The following is a 17327-nucleotide window of genomic DNA, read 5'->3' on the forward strand; positions in this document are numbered from 1 at the left end:
GGGTCGCGCCCGCGTGGTCCACTGGGGCCCATGACCGTCGACGATCTGCTCGCCCGCACCGACATCCACGACGTGGTGCTGCGCTACTGCCGGGGCATCGACCGGCTCGACCTCGACGCGGTCCGCGCCTGCTACCACCCCGGCGCGCTCGACCACCACACCGGCTTCGACGGCCCCGTCGAGGAGTACGTGCCCTGGGTGCGCGGACGACTCGAGTCGTTGGGCGGCACGCACCATCAGGTGGGCAACCACCTGTGCGAGCTGTCCGGGGACGTGGCGGTGGTCGAGACCTACTGCACCGCAACGCACTGGTCCGCGCCCGGCGCCGAGCTGCAGGCCTACTTGACCCTCGGGCTGCGCTACGTGGACCGGTTCGAGCGCCGGGCCGGACGGTGGGCCGTCGCCGAGCGCTGGGCCGTCACCGATTGGACGCGGTGGGAGAAGGACCTGACCGGGCCGTTGGGGATCCCCGAGGCGGGCCCGCCGCCCGGCCGCACGGGTGACGATCCCGTCGAGGTCCTCCGGGCCCGGGTGTTCGGCCGGTAGCCGTCCTCGGCGACGTCCCAGCGGTGGCCCGTAGGTCGGGCGCCGTCACCCGATGGCGCGCACGGCGGTCTCGAAACGCTCGGCGAGGACGGTGAGGTCGTCGGGCCCGACGGTGAGCGGTGGCGCGACGAGGATCGCCTGCGTGGTCGCGGAGATCCCGGCGGGGCACAGGACCAGGCCCGCGGCGAGCGCCGCGCCGACGAGGCGTCGATGTGTCCCGGCGGGTGCGTCGGCGACGAGGTGGAGTCCGCGCATGAGGCCGCGGCCGGTGTGCGCGGCGAACAGCGCCGGGTTGCGCGCGACGATCCGGGCGAGGATCTCCTCCAGGTCGGCCCCGCGGCGACGGGCGGCACCCGGAAGGTCGTCGTCCGTCAGAACGCCGAGTACGGCGCCGGCCGCGGCGCAGGCCAGCGGGTTCGCCGACATGGTGTGGCCCAGGGCGATCGGTCCGAGGGGCTCGCCGATACCGTCGACGATGCGCTCCGAGATGAGGGACACCGCGAGGCTCGTGTAGCCGCCCGTGACTCCCTTGCCCGAGGTCGTGATGTCCGCGGCGATCCCGGCGTCGTCCGCAGCCCACCAGTCGCCGGTGCGGCCGAATCCGGACATCACCTCGTCGCCGATCAGGACGATGTCCTCGTCGTGGGTCTCGCGACGCAGCCATTGCAGGGTGTCGCGTGAGATCGGGGCGGCGCCGGACGAGGCTCCGCCGAGCGGCTCGACGACGATCGCCGCGATCCGGTGCGCCCCGACGCGCAGGATCGCCTCGGCCCAGTCGCCGCGGGTGGCGCGGGTGTTTCCGGGGCGGGGGCGCACCAGAATCCGGTCGGTGGCTCCGATCAGCGGGCGGAGGGACCTATCCCGTTTGGAGGGCATGCCCGTGATCGAGAGTGCCCCGGCGGTCATGCCGTGGTAGCTGGGCTCCTCGGACAGGATCGCGGTGCGGCCCTCGTTGCCGCGGCGATCGTGGTACGCGAAGGCCAGGCGCAGTGCGCACTCGTTGGCTTCGGACCCGGAGTTCGAGTACTCGACCGCCGCGGTGCCGGACGGAGCGATCTCCAGGAGGTGCGCGGTGAGTTCCGCCGCGGGGCCGTTGGCGAACTGCGTGCGGTGGACGAAGGCCACGCGATCGAGCTGGTCGTGGATCGCCGCGCGCACGGCGGGGTGGCGGTGCCCGATGTTGACGTTCAGCACGCCGGACGAGGCGTCGAGGTAGTCCCGTCCGTCCGTGTCGAAGAGGTAGCAACCGTCGGCGTGGTCGACGGTCGGGAGGACGGCCGTCAGGCGCGCGGACGGATCGGTGGTGGCGGTCATCGGTGACGTCTCCTGGGTCGGGCGGGTAGTGGGGTGCTTGCACGGCGGTGGACCAGCGGGACCGCGGCGAACGCGGCCGCCGCCAGCCCGAGGATCGCGGTGATGGCGGCGAAGGGGGCGCCGCCGAGCGCGACCGCTCCCAGTACGGTCGTGCCGAACGCGATCCCGGCGTTCATCATCGAGTTGTTCCAGGCCACGACGCTGGCGCGTTGGGCGGGGTCCGCGGAGGCGAGGTGGGTCTGCTGGCTCGAGTAGAAGACGCCGCCGAAGACGCACCAGAGTCCGAGCGCGACCAGCGCCACCGTCACGTGGTGCGTCGTCGTCGCGACGATCGCGCACGGAACGAACAGGAGGGCGCCGAGCACCGACAGCCAGGTCCCGGCGACGCCCCGTTCGGTCAGCGCGTCGAACGCGGCACCCGCGCACAGGGAACCGATCATCGAGCCCGCTCCCACGAGCAGGCCGACCAGTCCGAGCGCGGTGAGCCCCATCCCGAACCGGGTGGCGAACAGGATCCCGATGTAGCTGTAGGCGCCCAGCCGCGCGGCCTGGAGCAGGAAGGTGGCGACGAGGCCGAGGCGGATCTCGTCGGATCGCCACGGCCGGAACAGGGCACCCAGGCCCCGTGGCGGCCTCGTCACCGGCATCGATTCCAGCCGGTCGGCAAGAGTGAGTGTCGCGATCGCCATCAGGACACTGACGGCGAGGAAGGGCGCCTGCCACCCGCCGAACCCAGCCAGAAGGGTGCCCATCGGGACGCCGAGGACCTGGCCCAGCGAGTAGACGCTGGCGCCCAGCGAGATCGCCCGTCCGCGCTGGTGGGTCGCGGTGCGCTCGGCGAGGTACGCCCAGATCGCGGGGGCGGCGAGGGCCGCGCCGAGTCCGGTGAGTCCCCGCGCCAGCACGAGGGTCGTCAACGACGGTGCGAACGCGCAGGCGGTGTTGCCGAGGAGGAACACGAGCGATCCGGCGACGGCGGATCGCTTCCGCGGGTACCGGTCCGCCAGCAGCCCCAGGGGCGGTCCGGTGACCGCGTAGACGATGACGTAGGCGGTCACCACCGTCGCCGCAGCGGCGGCGGTGACGCCGAACGCGTGGGAGATCTGCGGCAGCAGAGGGGAGACGAGGTACATCTCCGCGCCCATGAGGAAGAACACCACGTAGAGCAGCGCGTGCTGTCCCCACGGTGTGCGCTCGGTGGTATCCGGTGCGGAGACCGACGCCGAGGTGGCGCTCATCCGAGGACCGCCTCGCGGCGGTCCTCGCTGCTCCGCGCGGCCACGGCGGCGGAGCCGCCGACCTTGGGCGTGCGGGGGAGATCGAGCCGGGTCCAGGTCGCGTCGACCAGGTCCACGAACCGTCGGACGGCGGCTGGGCTGTGCACGGGCGAGGGATTGATCCTGAGTCGTTCGGTGCCGCGGGGGACCGAGGGGAAGTTGATGGGCTGTGCGTACTCGGCGTGCTCGTACAGCAGGATGTCGGCGAGCTGCTTGCACTTGTGCGGGTCGCCCACGAGAACGGGGACGATGTGGCTCTCCGTGGATACCAGGGGGATCCGGCGCTGCGCGAACAGCTGTTGCATCAGGTTCGCGCGGTGGTGCAGCAGGATGCGCTCGTTCTCGGACTCCCGCAGGTGTCGCACGCTCGCGAGCGCGGCCGCGGCCAGTGCCGGCGGCATGGCGAGGGTGAAGATGAACGCCGGCGCGAAGCTGCGGATCGCGTCGAGGATCGCGGTGGGCCCGGTGACGTAGCCGCCCGCGGTCCCGTATCCCTTGGCGAAGGTACCCATGAGGAGGTCCACCTGATCCGCGCAGCCCTGAGCGGCGGCCATGCCGGAGCCCTCGGGGCCGTACATGCCCACCGAGTGGGCCTCGTCGACATAGGTGAGCGCGCCGTGACGCCGGGCCACCGCGCAGATCTCGGCCATCGGTGCGATGTCGCCGTCCATCGAGTAGATGGACTCGAACGCCACCACCTTCGGGCGGTCGGGGGCGGTCTGCGACAGCAGCTCATCGAGGTGTTCGGGGTCGTTGTGTCGGAAGATCTTCCGCTCCGCCTTGGTGGCGCGCATGCCGAGGATCATGGATGCGTGGTTCTGTTCGTCGGAGAAGAAGACCGGGTCCGGAAGGAACGTGCCGAGAACGCCCAGCACCGCGTCGTTCACCGCGTAGCCGGTGATGAAGGTCAGGCCGGCCTCCTTGCGGTGCAGCTCGGCGACCTCGCGCTCGAGCAGCACGTGGGTGTGGTTCGTTCCGGAGATGTTCCGCGAGCCGCCGGCCGCGACGCCGGACCGTTCGATCGACTTCTGCATCGCCGCCGTGACGGCGGGGAACTGTCCCATGCCGAGGTGATCGTTGCTGCACCACACGGTGACCTCGCGGATCCCGTCCGGGGTGTGGTGCAGCGCCTGCGGGAATCGACCCGCGATGCGCTCGATCTCCACGAACGTGCGGTACCGGCCGTCGGCGCGGATGTCGTCGATGCGGTTCTGGAAGTGGGCGGTGAAGTCGAAAGTCATGATGGGTACTCCGGTTCGTCAGGCTGAGTGCGGGGTGCGGACAGGGCGGTGCGGAGAGCGGTCGAGGTGTCCCAACCGGTGATCGGCGGATAGGCATCGGGGTCGGTGATCACGTCGATCACGACGGGGACGGGGGACGAGAGTGCAGCGGTGAACGCGTCGACGAAAGCGGCGCGCGTGCGGACGGTGCTCCCGCGCGCCCCGCAGGCGCGGGCGATCGCGGCGTGGTCCACCGCGCCGAGCACGACGGCGCTCGTCGCGCGTCCGAACTGGACGATCTCGGCGTGTTTCTGGTAGCCGAGCTCGGCGTTGTTGAGGACGACCACGATCACCGGGAGTTCCTCGCGGACAGCGGTCTCCAGCTCCGACCAGCAGTGTGCGAAGCCGCCGTCGCCCGTGAGGCAGACCACGGTGCGGGCGGGGTCCGCGGCCTTCGCGCCGAGGGCCAGTGGCAGGCCCCACCCCAGTCCGGCGATACCGCGCGGGAGCACTGTCCGCCGGTCCGTGTCCGGCATCGAGACGAACGTGCCGATCCAGATCGACGAGTAGCTGGCGTCCGCCGCGAAGACCGCGTCCGCCGGGCTGAGTGCGTCGATGGTCGTGACGATCGTCTCCGGCCGTAGGGGGACCGCGTCGTCAGCGGCGTATCGCCGGACCGTGCCGATGAAGTCGGAGCGGTTCGCGGCCACCGTGCGGACGGCCTCGTCGCGCACCGTCGGATCGATGCCGGAACCCTGCGCGCGGGCGTGCGCGAGGAGGTCGGTGAGGCCGGCTCGGACGTCGCCGATGAGGCGCGTGTGTGCGGGATAGTTGCGACCCACCTCGAACGGATCGATGTCGAGGTGGAGGTACGCCGCGTCGTGCGGGAGCAGCGTCCAGGAGTCGGTGCCGTTCTCGTTGGTCCGCGAGCCGGCCAACAGCACGACATCGGCGGTCCCGATCCAGTCGCGGATCCGGTGGGTCATCGAGTGCGGGCCCATGTAGTTGCCGATCACGCCGAGTGCGAGCGGATCATCGTCCGGGATCGCACCCTTCCCCATGGGGGTCGTGGCGACGGCGATGCCGGTCTCGGACGAGAAGGCGACGAGCGCGGCGCTCGCATCCGCGGAGACGACGCCGCCGCCGGCGACGATCAGAGGTCGTTCGGCGGTGCGCAGCGCATCCCACGCCCGGGCGATCGCGTCCGCGTCGGGGCGGGGCCGGTCACGCGGGCTGTGGGCAGCGGTGACGGGTGCTGCTCGGCCTGCCGTGCCGGGGCGCTCGAGCACGTCCTTCGGCAGCATCAATACTGCCGGGCCGGGCCGGCCGGTGGTGGCCGAGCGGATCGCGGCGTCGAGCGCCTCCTCCGCCCGGTCCCCGTCGTCGAGCACGCCGAACCAGGTGCTGCAGCCGGAGAACAGGGCGCGATGATCGATCTCCTGGAAGGCGTTGCGGCCGCGGCTGGTCGAGGGCACCTCCTGCACCAGTGCCACGATCGGGATGGACGCGTGCAGCGCCTCGGTCAGTGGGGCCACGAGGAGGGTCGCGGCCGGACCGTTCTGTGCGACGACGAAGCCGCAGGTGCGGCGCAGCCGCGCGTACCCGTCGGCCATCGCGCCGCCCGCGTTCTCGGTGCGGTACACGATCTGCCGGATGCCGGCGTCCTCCGCGGCCAGGACGAGGCGCGAGGGCAGGCTCTGCCCGAAGAACAGATCGACGCCGTGGGCCTTCAGTCGGGCGGCGAGGACGTCGGCGACGGTGTCCGGTGCAGTCATCGGGTCTCGATTCGATCGGCGAAGGGGACGCCTCCGATCTTCGACGTAGAAATCTAGTTCGGTCCAATAAAAGAATGTGTGAGCGGGCGGCTTCGCCGTCTTATCGCCGCTGGTGAGGCGGCCGGACCGGACCGGGCACGTGACGGGGCGCACACCACACGGGTGGCGCTCACCCGGCCGCTGCCACTGCGCGGAGCTAGCCTTGCGATGTGGACGACCTGCGGCGGCTGCGCAACTTCGTGGTGCTCGTCCGCCGCGGTCATTTCGGCGAGGCCGCTGCGGACCTGCACATTACGCAGCCGGCCCTGTCCCAGCAGGTCAAGAAGCTGGAGCGGGATCTGGGGGTCGAACTCGTGCTGCGCGGCGGCCGCGGATTCGCGCTGACCGCCGCGGGGGAGTATCTGGCGCGCTCTGCTCCGGACCTGCTCCGCGTCGCCGACGAGCTGGTCGTCCAGGTCCGCGATCACGCTGCCGGGACCCGCGGTGAGGTGCGCATCGCCTACACCCGTTCCGGGGCGGATGCCGGAATCGCCGGCCGCCTCCGCCGGTTCCGCGACGCTCACCCGGAGGTCCGGATCAGCTCCATCACGGGGTGGACGGCGTGGAACCTCGAGATGCTGCGGACCGGGGAGGTGGACCTCGCCTTCGTCCGGGGCCGGATCGATGACCCGGAGCTCGAATTCCTTCCGTGCGGCGCAGAGGAACTCGCGGTCGTCGTTCGGGACGATCACCCGCTCGCGATCGGGGCGACCGTCACCCCGGAACGGATTCGTTATGAGCCGGTGGTCTTCTGGACGCGGGCGAGCGGACCGGAGTACTACGACGAGGTGGTTCGCGCCGCCTGGCCGAACGGCGACGTGCGCATCGTGGCAGAGGAAGCGGATGCCGAGCAGGTACTCGAGCAGGTCGCCGCCGGGGCGGGCATCAGCGTGCTCGACCGACGCCGGTCGGAGCGCATCAAACCTTCGGGCGTCGTCGTCGTGCCCCTCGCCGGGGCGCCGACCGTTGCGATCAGCCTGGCGGTCCGACGCGGTGACGAGTCGCCGGCAGTGCGGAGACTCATCGCGTGGTGGCGGTCCGGCATCTGATCGACGGAGCGGCCCGTCCTACCGCCGAGTCGGCCGGGACCGCTCGTAGAGCCGACGGACCACGTCCTCGACGTCGGGTTCCTCGACCGTGAGATCGCGCACCGTCGAGGACTCCGATATCGCCGCGAGGACCGCCGGGAGCGGGCCGGTGAGCTCGAGTCGCTGCCGCAGTCCCCCGCCCTCGCTCGCGAGGTGACGGGCACCGTCGACCCGCAGGTGCGGGGTGGGGCGGTCCAGATCGACCACGAGTACCCGTGCGGCGCCGACCATGTCGATCAGGCCGGGAAGCGTGCCGTCGAACGCGGTGCGCCCGCGATCGACGACGAGGATCCGCTCGCAGAGGCGTTCCACGTCGCCCATGTCGTGCGTGGTGAGCAGGAGGGTGAGGCCGCGGTCTCGGCGCTCGGCGATGAGGAACTCCCGCAGTCGCTGCTTGCTGAGCACGTCGAGGCCGATGGTCGGCTCGTCGAGGATGAGAAGATCCGGCGAATGCAGGAGCGCCGCAGCTACTTCCGCGCGCATCCGCTCGCCCAGGCTGAGTTGCCGCACGGGACGGTCGAGGTACTCGCCGAGCTCCAGTTGCTCGACCAGTCGGCCCGCCCGCTCCTTCGCGACCGCGTCGGGCAGACGGTGCACCGCGGCGAGGATCTCCAGTGACCGGCCGGTGGGCAGGTCCCACCACAGTTGCGAGCGCTGCCCGAAGACCACGCCCACGCGCCGGGCCACGTCGCGCCGCCTGGTCAGGGGATCGAGCCCGACGGTGCGGGCCGTCCCGGAGGTGGGGACGAGGATACCCATGAGCATCTTGATGGTCGTCGACTTGCCGGCGCCGTTCGCGCCGATGTAGCCGACGGACTCGCCGGGAGCGATCCGCAGGTCCAGGTCGTCGACCGCCGTGGTGATCGCCTTGGCGCGGCCGTTCCATCCGCGCTTGACGAAAGTACGGGTGAGGCCCCGCGTCTCGATGATGTATTCCGCGCTCATCCGCCCGCTCCTCGGTAGTGCCGCAGTCCGAACCGCCATGTCGCGCCCGCCAGGATCAGTGCCCACGCGGTGACCACCGGCAGCAGCCAGGCGAGGCCGGACTGGAAGATCCCGTGTCCGGGGAGGCCCAGGACGTACAGCGCGGGAAGGTATCCCGTGAACGCCAGCGGCAGGACGAAGCCGAAGGTGGCCTTGATCGCCCCCGGCCACACGGACGCGGGCTGGGTGGCCGCGTACCGGCCGCCGTACACGAACGAGCTCGTGAATTCGGCGGCGTTGACCAGGACGAACTGGCATCCCGCCGCGATGACGAACACCGACGCGTAGATCGTGGGACCGCACACCAGCGTCAGCGCCAGCATCCCCACGGTGCCCGGCCCCCATGCGATCCCGTTGTGGGTGAGGGCGTAGCCGAGGGCGAACAGGCTGACGGCGGGTCGGGTGAGCCGGTGGATCCGGATGTCGCTCGTCATGAGCTGCAGCAGGATCGGCTGGGGCCGCAGGTAGAACACGTCGATGGTGCCGGCGCGCACGTAGCGCGGCAGCTTGTCGAGGTGGCCGAAGAGGATGTCCGCCGCGCAGAACGAGAGATCGGCCAACGCGAACACGAGGAGCACGGCCGAGAAGGTGAGTCCGCCGATCACGCTGGCGTTATGGAAGAGCAGCCAGACCTCGGCCAGTTCGACCAGTCCGAGGATCAGCGCCGAGAACAGGTCCATCGCCAGTGAGGCCCGGTACGCGACCTGAGCCTGGATCCGCGAGATCAGCACGGCGCGGTAGGGGGAGAGGGTGCCGGGGCGGCGCGTCGTGATCGGACGGTCAGCCACCCTGCACCTCCAGGCGCCGTCGGCCCGCGAGCGTGAGGCCGTGTCCCAGCGCGAGAACGGCTACCGTCCACCCCGCCTGGACCGCGACTGCGGTCAGCCCCGCGGTGGCGTCGATCCGGCCCGACAGGATGTCGCACGGCGGCATGAGGATCGACGCGAAGGGCGTGCACTCGGCGATCCGGGCGAGCCATTCGGGGAACAGGCCGACGGGCACGAACATCCCCATGAGAAAGGTTCCGGCAACGACGTAGAACGTCTGGATGCCGCGGGTGTCCACGACCCAGAAGCCGAGGATCTGCACGCAGTACAGCAGCGCCTGCGCGAGCACGATCGACAGCAGGACGCTGAGCGCGCCGAGGGGATACGCCGCCGGCTCGGCCGCCCAGGCCATCATGGACGTCGCTGCACCGATCACCACGAGTGGCAGCGCCCGCGGGATGAGCGAGTAGACCGCGCCGCCGACCGCCGTCGCCAGCGTGGCGGCCTGGACGTTCACCGGACGGAGGAAGTCGACGGCGATGTCGCCGTTCCGGATCCGCTCCGCCAGGGAACCGTCGCCGCCGAACGCGCCGATCGCAGTCAGCATGCCCTGCGACAGGAAGATGTAGCTGACCATGAGCTGCGGGGTGTACCCGCCCGCCGTCCCGCCGGCGCCGGAGAGCGTCGCCAGCAGGATGGCCATCTTGATGAACCCGAACACGGCGTTGGTGAACACACCGGCGGCCGCCGCGCCCAGGTAGGTGGACTGCTGGCGGAAGCCCGCCACCGTCAGGCGGGCGTACGGGAGGACGATGGACCGGGCGGAACGGAGAAGGGCGGCAGGCCCGGACACCGCGGTCGCGTGTTGCGACGTCACAGTGGCCTGACGTTACCGCCCTCCGGCGTCCCGGGCCAGCCCTCGGCTATCCCTTCTGCGTACGGATGTTCTCGAACACCGACGGATCGACGAGCGTGGACGTGTCGCCCAGCTCGCGGCCCTCGGCCACGTCGCGGAGCAGGCGGCGCATGATCTTGCCGGAGCGGGTCTTCGGCAGCTCGGGCACGATGTTGATCTCGCGCGGCTTGGCGATCGGCGAGATGTCCTTGGACACCTGTGCTTTCATCTCGTCGACGAGGCGTGCGGGATCGGAGTCGTCGACGCCCTGACGCAGGATGACGAACGCGGCGATGGCCTGGCCCGTCGTCGCATCGGAGGCGCCCACCACCGCGGCCTCCGCGACCGCGGGATGGCCGACGAGCGCCGACTCGACCTCGGCGGTCGAGATGCGGTGGCCCGAGATGTTCATGACGTCGTCGACGCGGCCCAGCACCCAGAGGGCTCCGTCCTCGTCGTACCGCGCACCGTCGCCCGCGAAGTACCAGCCCTGATCGGCGTAGCGCGACCAGTAGGTGTCCACGAAGCGCTCCGGATCACCCCAGATGCCGCGCAGCATCGCCGGCCAGGGCTTGTCGAGCACGAGCAGGCCGGACTCGCCGCGGGGCAGGCTGTTGCCGTCGTCATCGACGATGTTGGCGCTGATGCCGGGCACGGGCTCCATCGCCGAGCCGGGCTTGAGCGTCGTGGTGCCGGGGAGCGGCGCGACCATCGCGGCGCCCGTCTCCGTCTGCCACCAGGTGTCGACGATCGGGGCCTTGCCGGCGCCGATCACGTCGCGGTACCACCGCCACGCCTCGGGGTTGATGGGCTCGCCGACGCTGCCCAGCAGGCGGATCGAGCTCAGGTCGTGCGCGTCGGGGATCTCGCGGCCCCACTTCATGAACGTGCGGACCAGCGTGGGCGCGATGTAGTAGATCGAGACGCCGTACTTCTCGATGATCTCGAAGTGCCGGTGCTCGTTCGGCGAGTTCGGGGTGCCCTCGTAGATGATCTGCGTGGCGCCGTTGGCGAGCGGGCCGTAGACGATGTAGGTGTGCCCGGTCACCCAGCCGATGTCGGCGGTGCACCAGAACACGTCCTTCTCGGGCTTGAGGTCGAAGAGGTAGTAGTGCGTGTACGCCGCCTGCGTCAGGTAGCCGCCGGAGCTGTGCACGATGCCCTTCGGCTTGCCCGTGGTGCCGGAGGTGTACAGCAGGTACAGGGGGTGCTCCGCGTCGAAGGCCTCGGGCGTGTGGTCCGACGATGCCGCCCCCACGCTCTCGTGCCACCACACGTCGCGGTCGTGCCAGTCGATGTCGTTCTTGCAGCGCTGCACGACGAGGACCTTCTCGACGGACTGCGCCTTCTGCCCGTCGACATCCATGTCCAGCGCCTCGTCGACGTTGGCCTTGAGGGGGGTCGGCTTGCCGCGGCGGAACTGGCCGTCGGTGGTGATCACGACGCGGGCCTGCGCGTCGTCGATGCGGGAGCGCAGGGCGCCGGCGGAGAAGCCGCCGAAGACCACGGAGTGCGTGAGGCCCAGGCGCGCGCAGGCGAGCATCGCGACGATGGCCTCGGGGACCATCGGCATGTAGATCGCGACCCGGTCGCCGGCGTTCAGCCCCAGGGAGGCGAGGTAGTTGGCCGCGCGGCTGACCTCGTCCTTGAGGTCGGAGTACGTGATGTCCCGGCTGTCGCCGGGCTCGCCGATCCAGTGGATGGCGACGCGGTCGCCGTTGCCCGCATCGACGTGACGGTCCACGCAGTTGTAGGCGACGTTGAGCTTGCCGCCCACGAACCACTTGGCGAACGGGGCGCCGCTCCAGTCCAGGACCTCGTCGAACGGGGTGTCCCAATGCAGCCGGTTCGCCTGCTCCGCCCAGAAGTCCAGACGATCGGCTTCGGCACGGTCGTACAGGTCGCGGCCCTGCGTATTGGCCTGAGCTGCGAATTCAGCGGGCGGCGGGTATGCGGCGGCAGCGGAATCAGTCATGGGTCAATCGTAAGGAGCGTGCGCAAGGGAGGCAGAGGAAAGTCGAAAATCGACGGTGCCGGACGCGGGGTTGCAGACGGTTGCACCTGCTCGAGGGTGAGTGGCGTCGGGCCCGCAGATCCGTTAGCAGTGCTGGCGGTTACCGGGACAGCGAGCCCGACCGGTCCTAAAGTGCTGAACACCAGATGGCCAACTCAGGCGGAGGCAACAGTGAGAACACGAAGTAGGCGATGGTCTGCGGCGCGGGCGATCCTCGCGACGGCGGTCGCCGCGACCCTGGCGGTGTCGGGGTGCAGCATGGAGGGCGCGCGGTCCGTCAACACGACGGGGCCGAACGCGATCATCCGGGCGTTCGCGGGTGAGCCGCAGAACGGCCTGGTGCCGACGAACACGAACGAGCAGATGGGCGGCCGCTTACTCCGCGCGCTGTTCACCGGGCTGTACGAGTACAAGGCGGACGGAACGCTGGAGCTCGCCAACGCCGAAGCGGTCGACACCACGGACAACAAGCACTTCACCGTGAAACTCAAGCGCGACTGGAAGTTCACCGACGGGACGCCGGTCAAGGCGTCCAACTACGTCCGGGCGTGGAACTTCGGCGCCAACGTGAAGAACCTCCAGCTGCAGCAGGACTTCTTCGCCCCGATCGACGGATTCGCGGACGTGGCGAAGAAGGGGTCGGCGGTCGAGGACATGCGCGGCCTCAAGGTGGTGGACGACTACACCTTCACGATCGACCTCACGGAGCCGAACATCGACTTCAAGCTGGGCCTGGGCCACTACCCGTTCATGCCGCTGCCCGACGTCTTCTTCACCGAGGGCAAGGACAAGTTCGGCCAGAACCCGATCGGCAACGGCCAGTACAAGATGACCCAGTGGCGGCACAACGTCCAGGCGGACCTCGTCCGGAACGACGATTACAAGGGGGAGAAGCCGAAGAACGGCGGGTTGTCGTTCATCTTCTACGCCACGCAGGACGCCGCCTACACGGACCTCGGGTCGGGAAACCTCGACGTCATGGAGATCCTCCCGCCGAGCGCTCAGCGTTCGTACAAGAAGGTGCTCGGAGACCGGGCCATGGAGCGGTCGACCGCACAGACGCAGGCCTTCTCCATCCCCGAGTACCTGGACCACTTCAGGTACGACGAGGAGGGGCGGCTGCGTCGTCAGGCCATCTCCATGTCGATCGACCGATCGCTGATCATCGACAAGGTCTTCTTCGGTTCGCGCAAGCCGGCCCTGGAGTTCACCGCCCGCTCGATTCCGGGCTGGAACCCGGACATTCCCGGAAACGACAACGTGAAGTACAACCCCGAGAAGGCCAGGCAGCTCTGGGCGCAGGCGAATGCGATCCGTCCGTGGACCGGCTCCTTCCAATTCGCCTACAACACCGATGGCGGCCACCAGACGTGGGTCGAGGCGGTGTGCAACCAGATCAAGAACACCCTCGGCATCGATGCGGTGCCCAAGCCGTACGCCACCTTCAAGCAGATCCGCACCGAGGTGACCGCGAAGTCCCTGACCTCGGGGGCGCGCACGGGCTGGCAGGCGGACTATCCGTCGCTGCTGAACTTCCTCGGTCCGCAGTACCTGAGCACGGGCAGCTCCAACGACGCCGTGTACGCCAATCCCGAGTTCGATGCCAAGGTCCACGCTGCGGAGCAGGCTGTGGACCAGGCGACGTCGAACCGACTCGCGAACGAGGCGCAGGAGATCCTGCTGCGCGACCTGCCGATCATCCCGCTGTGGGACTACTTCGCAGTGGGTGCTCGAGGCGAGGGCGTGCAGTCCGCGTTGACCTGGAACGGTGAGGCCGACTACGCGAATACGACGAAGGGATAACCGACGATGCTGAGATATCTCCTGAGTCGGCTCGGGCAGGTGGTGATCGTCTTCTTCGGCGCCACCCTGCTCATCTACGCGCTCGTCTTCCTGGTCCCGGACGATCCCATCGCGGCGCTCGGTGGCGACCGGAAGCTCCCGCCGGACGTGGCTGCGGGCCTGCGGGCGCAGTACCACCTGGACCAGAACTTCTTCGTGCAGTACTGGTACTACATCAAGGGTGTGTTCTCGCTCGACTTCGGCACCTCGTTCTCCGGGCAACCGGTGTGGGACGTGATGAAGCGCGCGTTCCCCGTCACGGTGAACCTGGCGCTCATCGCGCTCGCGGTCGAGGCGGTCCTCGGCGTCTTCTTCGGCGTGCTCGCCGGGCTGAAGAAGGGGAAGTGGTTCGACACCACGATCCTCGCGGTGTCCCTCGTCGTGATCGCGGTGCCGATCTTCGTGCTGGGCTTCATCGCGCAGTACGTCTTCGGCGTGCAGCTGCAGTGGTTCCCGGTCACCGTCGGCGGCAACCTGGACTTCTACCACCTGCTGCTTCCCGGCATCGTGCTCGGCCTGGTGTCCTTCGCGTACGTCGTGCGGCTCACCCGCTCACAGGTGGCCGAGAACCTCACCGCGGACTACGTGCGGACGGCGACGGCCAAGGGCCTGCCGCGCTGGCGCGTGGTGATCGTGCACGTGCTGCGGAACTCACTGATCCCCGTGGTGACCTTCCTCGGCGCCGACCTCGGTGCGCTGATGGGCGGCGCGCTCGTCACGGAGGGCATCTTCAACGTGCCCGGCGTGGGCGGCACCATCTACCAGGCGGTGATCCGCGGCGAGGCGCCCACGGTCGTCTCGTTCGTCACCGTACTCATCCTGATCTATCTGATCTCCAACGTGGTGGTCGACCTGCTCTACGCCGCCCTCGACCCGAGGATCCGCTATGCCTGACAACAAGACCTATCCCGGACAGGAGCGGTTCGTCGCCGCGCCGGACGACGTGATCGTCGGCGCCGTCGACGCGGTCGCCAAGGACGTCGAGCCCGCGGGCTTCTGGAAGACCGCGTGGAAGGAACTGCGCCGCAAGCCGCTGTTCTGGGTGTGCGTGGTGATGTTGACGCTGATCGTGCTCTTCGTCCTCTTCCCGTGGGTGTTCGCACACCAGGACCCGCAGTACGCGACTCTTGATCGCTCGCTGTTGCCACCGAGCGGCGAGCACTGGTTCGGGACGGACCAGCTCGGATACGACATCTACACCCGCACCGTCTACGGCGCTCGCGCATCGGTTCTGGTCGGTGTGCTGACCACGATCGCAGTGGTGATCATCGGCGGTCTGCTGGGAACGATCGCCGGGTTCTACGGCGGGTGGCTCGATTCCGTGATCGCCCGCGTCGCCGACATCTTCTTCGGCATCCCGCTCATGCTCGCCGCCGTGGTCGTCATGCAGATGATCAAGGGCCGCACCATTTTCACCGTCGTGCTGGTCCTCGCGATCTTCAGCTGGCCGCAGATCGCCCGCATCGCGCGGTCGGCCGCCATCTCGATCCGGAACGAGGAGTTCATCACCGCATCGAAGTCGCTGGGGGCCTCCAAGGTCCGCACTCTCTTCACGCACGTGATCCCGAACTGCCTGGGTCCTGTGATCGTGATCGCGACCATCTCGCTGGGCATCTACATCGTCACCGAGGCCACGCTCTCCTACCTCGGCATCGGCCTGCCGAAGACCACCGTGTCGTGGGGGATGGACATCGCCGCAGGTAAGGACCTGCTCCGCGAGGGCACGCCCATCCTCTTCTACCCCGCCGCCGCGCTGGCGATCACCGTGCTCGTGTTCATGATGCTCGGTGACGTCCTGCGCGACGCGCTCGATCCGAAGGCGAGGACCCGCTGATGGTCGATCAACCGAAACCACTCCTCGAGATCCGTGACCTGGTCGTCGAATTCCGGGTGCAGGACCGCCAGGTGCAGGCCGTCCGGGGCGCCAACCTGACGGTCTACCCGGGCCAGACGGTGGCCATCGTCGGTGAGTCCGGTTCGGGCAAGTCCACGACGGCCGCGGCCGTGATGGGCCTGCTGCAGGGCACCGGCACGGTGGCCGGTGGCCGGATCGTGTTCGACGGCCAGGACCTCTCGCACGCCTCCGAGAAGGACTTCCAGAAGATCCGCGGCAGCGGCATCGGCCTGGTGCCGCAGGATCCGAATACGAACCTCAATCCGCTGTGGCGGGTCGGGTTCCAGGTGCGGGAGACACTCAAGGCGAACAACGCCGAGCAGGGTGACGCCAAGAAGCGGGCGATCGAGCTGCTGGCCGAGGCCGGGATGAAGGATCCCGACAAGCGCGTCAACCAGTACCCCCATGAGTTCTCGGGCGGCATGAAGCAGCGCGCGCTCATCGCGATCGGCCTGGCTTGCCGGCCGAAACTGCTCATCGCCGACGAGCCGACGTCCGCCCTGGACGTGACGGTGCAGCGCCAGATCCTCGACCACCTCGAATCGCTCACGCAGGAGCTCGGGACCGCGGTGCTGCTCATCACCCACGACCTGGGCCTCGCCGCCGAGCGTGCCAGCCATCTCGTGGTGATGTACAAGGGGCGGGTCGTGGAATCCGGTCCGGCGCTGGAGATCCTGCAGGATCCGCAGCACGAGTACACCAGACGGCTCGTCGCTGCGGCACCGTCGCTCTCGGCCCGCAGGACCGAGGCACCGTCTGTCACCGAGGTCCGGGAGCCGGCGGCCGTGGTGCGGGACGAGAAGGTGTACGCCGAGACGCTGACGGGCGAGGCCGAGGATGCGACGACGACGGGGATCGAAGAGGTCGTCGTCGCGTCGAATCTGGTGAAGGACTTCCCGATCCGTGGATCGTTGCCCTTCCAGAGCAGCGACTTCCGCGCCGTGGACGACGTGAGCTTCACGATGTTGCGCGGCACCACGACGGCGGTGGTGGGCGAATCCGGTTCGGGCAAGTCGACGGTGGCGCGGATGGTGCTGGGCCTGCTCGAGCCGACCGGCGGCACCGTCGAATTCGACGGGGTGGACGTGCGCGCCTTACAGGGGGCGGAGGCCAAGAGGTTCCGGCGTCGGGTGCAGCCCGTGTTCCAGAACCCGTACGGCTCTTTGGATCCGATGTACTCGATCTACCGCGCCATCACGGAGCCGCTGGTGGTGCACGGTGTCGGCGACAAGAGCTCGCGGGTGGACCGGGCGAAGGAGCTGCTCGAGATGGTGGCGCTCCCGAACGACACCATGCACCGGTACCCCAACGAGTTGTCGGGCGGTCAGCGGCAGCGCGTCGCGATCGCGCGGGCGCTGGCCCTCAACCCCGAGGTCATCGTGCTCGACGAGGCCGTCTCGGCGCTCGACGTGCTGGTGCAGGCCCAGATCCTGACCCTGCTCGAAGGGCTGCAGCAGGAGCTCGGCCTGACCTATCTGTTCATCACCCACGATCTGGCGGTGGTCAAGCAGATCGCGCACCAGACGTTGGTGATGGCCGGCGGCAAGGTGATGGAGCAGGGGCCGACGGACCGGGTGTACGACAACCCGACCTCGGACTACACACGCAAGCTGATCGACGCCATTCCCGGCGGGTCGATCGAGCTCGCCGGCTGATCCGAGGGCAGGCGGCC

The 17327-nt window shown here is 69.3% G+C and carries 14 protein-coding genes; 6 read left to right on the forward strand and 8 right to left on the reverse strand.

From position 1 onward, the window contains the following. Window positions 1-30 precede the first annotated feature (30 nt). Window positions 31-546 carry a nuclear transport factor 2 family protein gene (locus ABZX10_RS00450; RefSeq protein WP_355533311.1) on the forward strand — a complete coding sequence of 172 codons (516 nt, stop codon included), beginning with the start codon at window positions 31-33 and terminating at the stop codon, window positions 544-546. A 45-nt stretch (window positions 547-591) separates the two neighbouring features. On the opposite strand, the gene ABZX10_RS00455 is transcribed toward ABZX10_RS00450, so the two are convergent. Genes ABZX10_RS00455 through ABZX10_RS00470 form a run of 4 tightly spaced genes read right to left on the reverse strand, consistent with a single transcriptional unit; the run spans window position 592 to window position 6132 of the window. Next, complete coding sequence (locus ABZX10_RS00455) at window positions 592-1860, reverse strand: aminotransferase class III-fold pyridoxal phosphate-dependent enzyme (protein WP_355533314.1); 1269 nt, start codon at window positions 1858-1860, stop codon at window positions 592-594. Beyond that, the gene (locus ABZX10_RS00460; protein WP_355533317.1) at window positions 1857-3098 is read right to left on the reverse strand and encodes an MFS transporter; all 1242 of its coding nucleotides are present in this window, start codon (window positions 3096-3098) and stop codon (window positions 1857-1859) included. The genes ABZX10_RS00455 and ABZX10_RS00460 overlap by 4 nt, the downstream gene beginning before the upstream one ends. After that, window positions 3095-4378 carry a 5-aminolevulinate synthase gene (gene hemA / locus ABZX10_RS00465; RefSeq protein ID WP_355533320.1) on the reverse strand — a complete coding sequence of 428 codons (1284 nt, stop codon included), beginning with the start codon at window positions 4376-4378 and terminating at the stop codon, window positions 3095-3097. The genes ABZX10_RS00460 and hemA overlap by 4 nt, the downstream gene beginning before the upstream one ends. Further along, window positions 4375-6132: an acetolactate synthase catalytic subunit gene (locus tag ABZX10_RS00470; RefSeq protein WP_355533323.1), complete on the reverse strand. Its 1758-nt coding sequence runs from the start codon at window positions 6130-6132 to the stop codon at window positions 4375-4377. The genes hemA and ABZX10_RS00470 overlap by 4 nt, the downstream gene beginning before the upstream one ends. 209 nt (window positions 6133-6341) lie before the next feature. Here ABZX10_RS00470 and ABZX10_RS00475 point away from each other — a divergent pair, with 209 nt between their 5' ends. After that, the gene (locus tag ABZX10_RS00475) at window positions 6342-7220 is read left to right on the forward strand and encodes a LysR family transcriptional regulator (RefSeq protein WP_355533326.1); all 879 of its coding nucleotides are present in this window, start codon (window positions 6342-6344) and stop codon (window positions 7218-7220) included. An 18-nt stretch (window positions 7221-7238) separates the two neighbouring features. Here the strand turns inward: ABZX10_RS00475 and ABZX10_RS00480 are convergent, their stop codons facing one another. From ABZX10_RS00480 to acs, 4 genes are read right to left on the reverse strand one after another with little or no spacing between them, the layout of a single operon-like run. Next, complete coding sequence (locus tag ABZX10_RS00480) at window positions 7239-8204, reverse strand: ATP-binding cassette domain-containing protein (protein ID WP_355533329.1); 966 nt, start codon at window positions 8202-8204, stop codon at window positions 7239-7241. Further along, window positions 8201-9031 carry an ABC-2 family transporter protein gene (locus tag ABZX10_RS00485; RefSeq protein ID WP_355533332.1) on the reverse strand — a complete coding sequence of 277 codons (831 nt, stop codon included), beginning with the start codon at window positions 9029-9031 and terminating at the stop codon, window positions 8201-8203. The genes ABZX10_RS00480 and ABZX10_RS00485 overlap by 4 nt, the downstream gene beginning before the upstream one ends. Next, on the reverse strand, window positions 9024-9887 hold the full coding sequence (locus ABZX10_RS00490; protein WP_355533335.1) for an ABC-2 family transporter protein: 864 nt from the start codon (window positions 9885-9887) through the stop codon (window positions 9024-9026). Before ABZX10_RS00490 ends, ABZX10_RS00485 begins: the two co-directional genes overlap by 8 nt. Window positions 9888-9933: 46 nt before the next feature. Then, window positions 9934-11880 (reverse strand): acetate--CoA ligase, encoded by a 1947-nt coding sequence (acs, locus tag ABZX10_RS00495; protein ID WP_355533338.1) that lies wholly within the window; start codon window positions 11878-11880, stop codon window positions 9934-9936. A 210-nt stretch (window positions 11881-12090) separates the two neighbouring features. Here acs and ABZX10_RS00500 point away from each other — a divergent pair, with 210 nt between their 5' ends. From ABZX10_RS00500 to ABZX10_RS00515, 4 genes are read left to right on the forward strand one after another with little or no spacing between them, the layout of a single operon-like run. Further along, on the forward strand, window positions 12091-13722 hold the full coding sequence (locus ABZX10_RS00500) for an ABC transporter substrate-binding protein (protein WP_355533341.1): 1632 nt from the start codon (window positions 12091-12093) through the stop codon (window positions 13720-13722). A gap of 6 nt (window positions 13723-13728) precedes the next feature. Continuing rightward, entirely contained in the window at window positions 13729-14655 is a 927-nt protein-coding gene (locus tag ABZX10_RS00505) for an ABC transporter permease (RefSeq protein WP_355533344.1), read from the forward strand. Then, window positions 14648-15595: an ABC transporter permease gene (locus ABZX10_RS00510; protein WP_355533347.1), complete on the forward strand. Its 948-nt coding sequence runs from the start codon at window positions 14648-14650 to the stop codon at window positions 15593-15595. Before ABZX10_RS00505 ends, ABZX10_RS00510 begins: the two co-directional genes overlap by 8 nt. Beyond that, window positions 15595-17310: an ABC transporter ATP-binding protein gene (locus tag ABZX10_RS00515; RefSeq protein ID WP_355533350.1), complete on the forward strand. Its 1716-nt coding sequence runs from the start codon at window positions 15595-15597 to the stop codon at window positions 17308-17310. Before ABZX10_RS00510 ends, ABZX10_RS00515 begins: the two co-directional genes overlap by 1 nt. The last annotated feature ends 17 nt before the right edge of the window (window positions 17311-17327 follow it).

This window comes from Tsukamurella sp. NPDC003166 (genome assembly GCF_040611135.1).
Taxonomy (GTDB): Bacteria; Actinomycetota; Actinomycetes; order Mycobacteriales; family Mycobacteriaceae; genus Tsukamurella.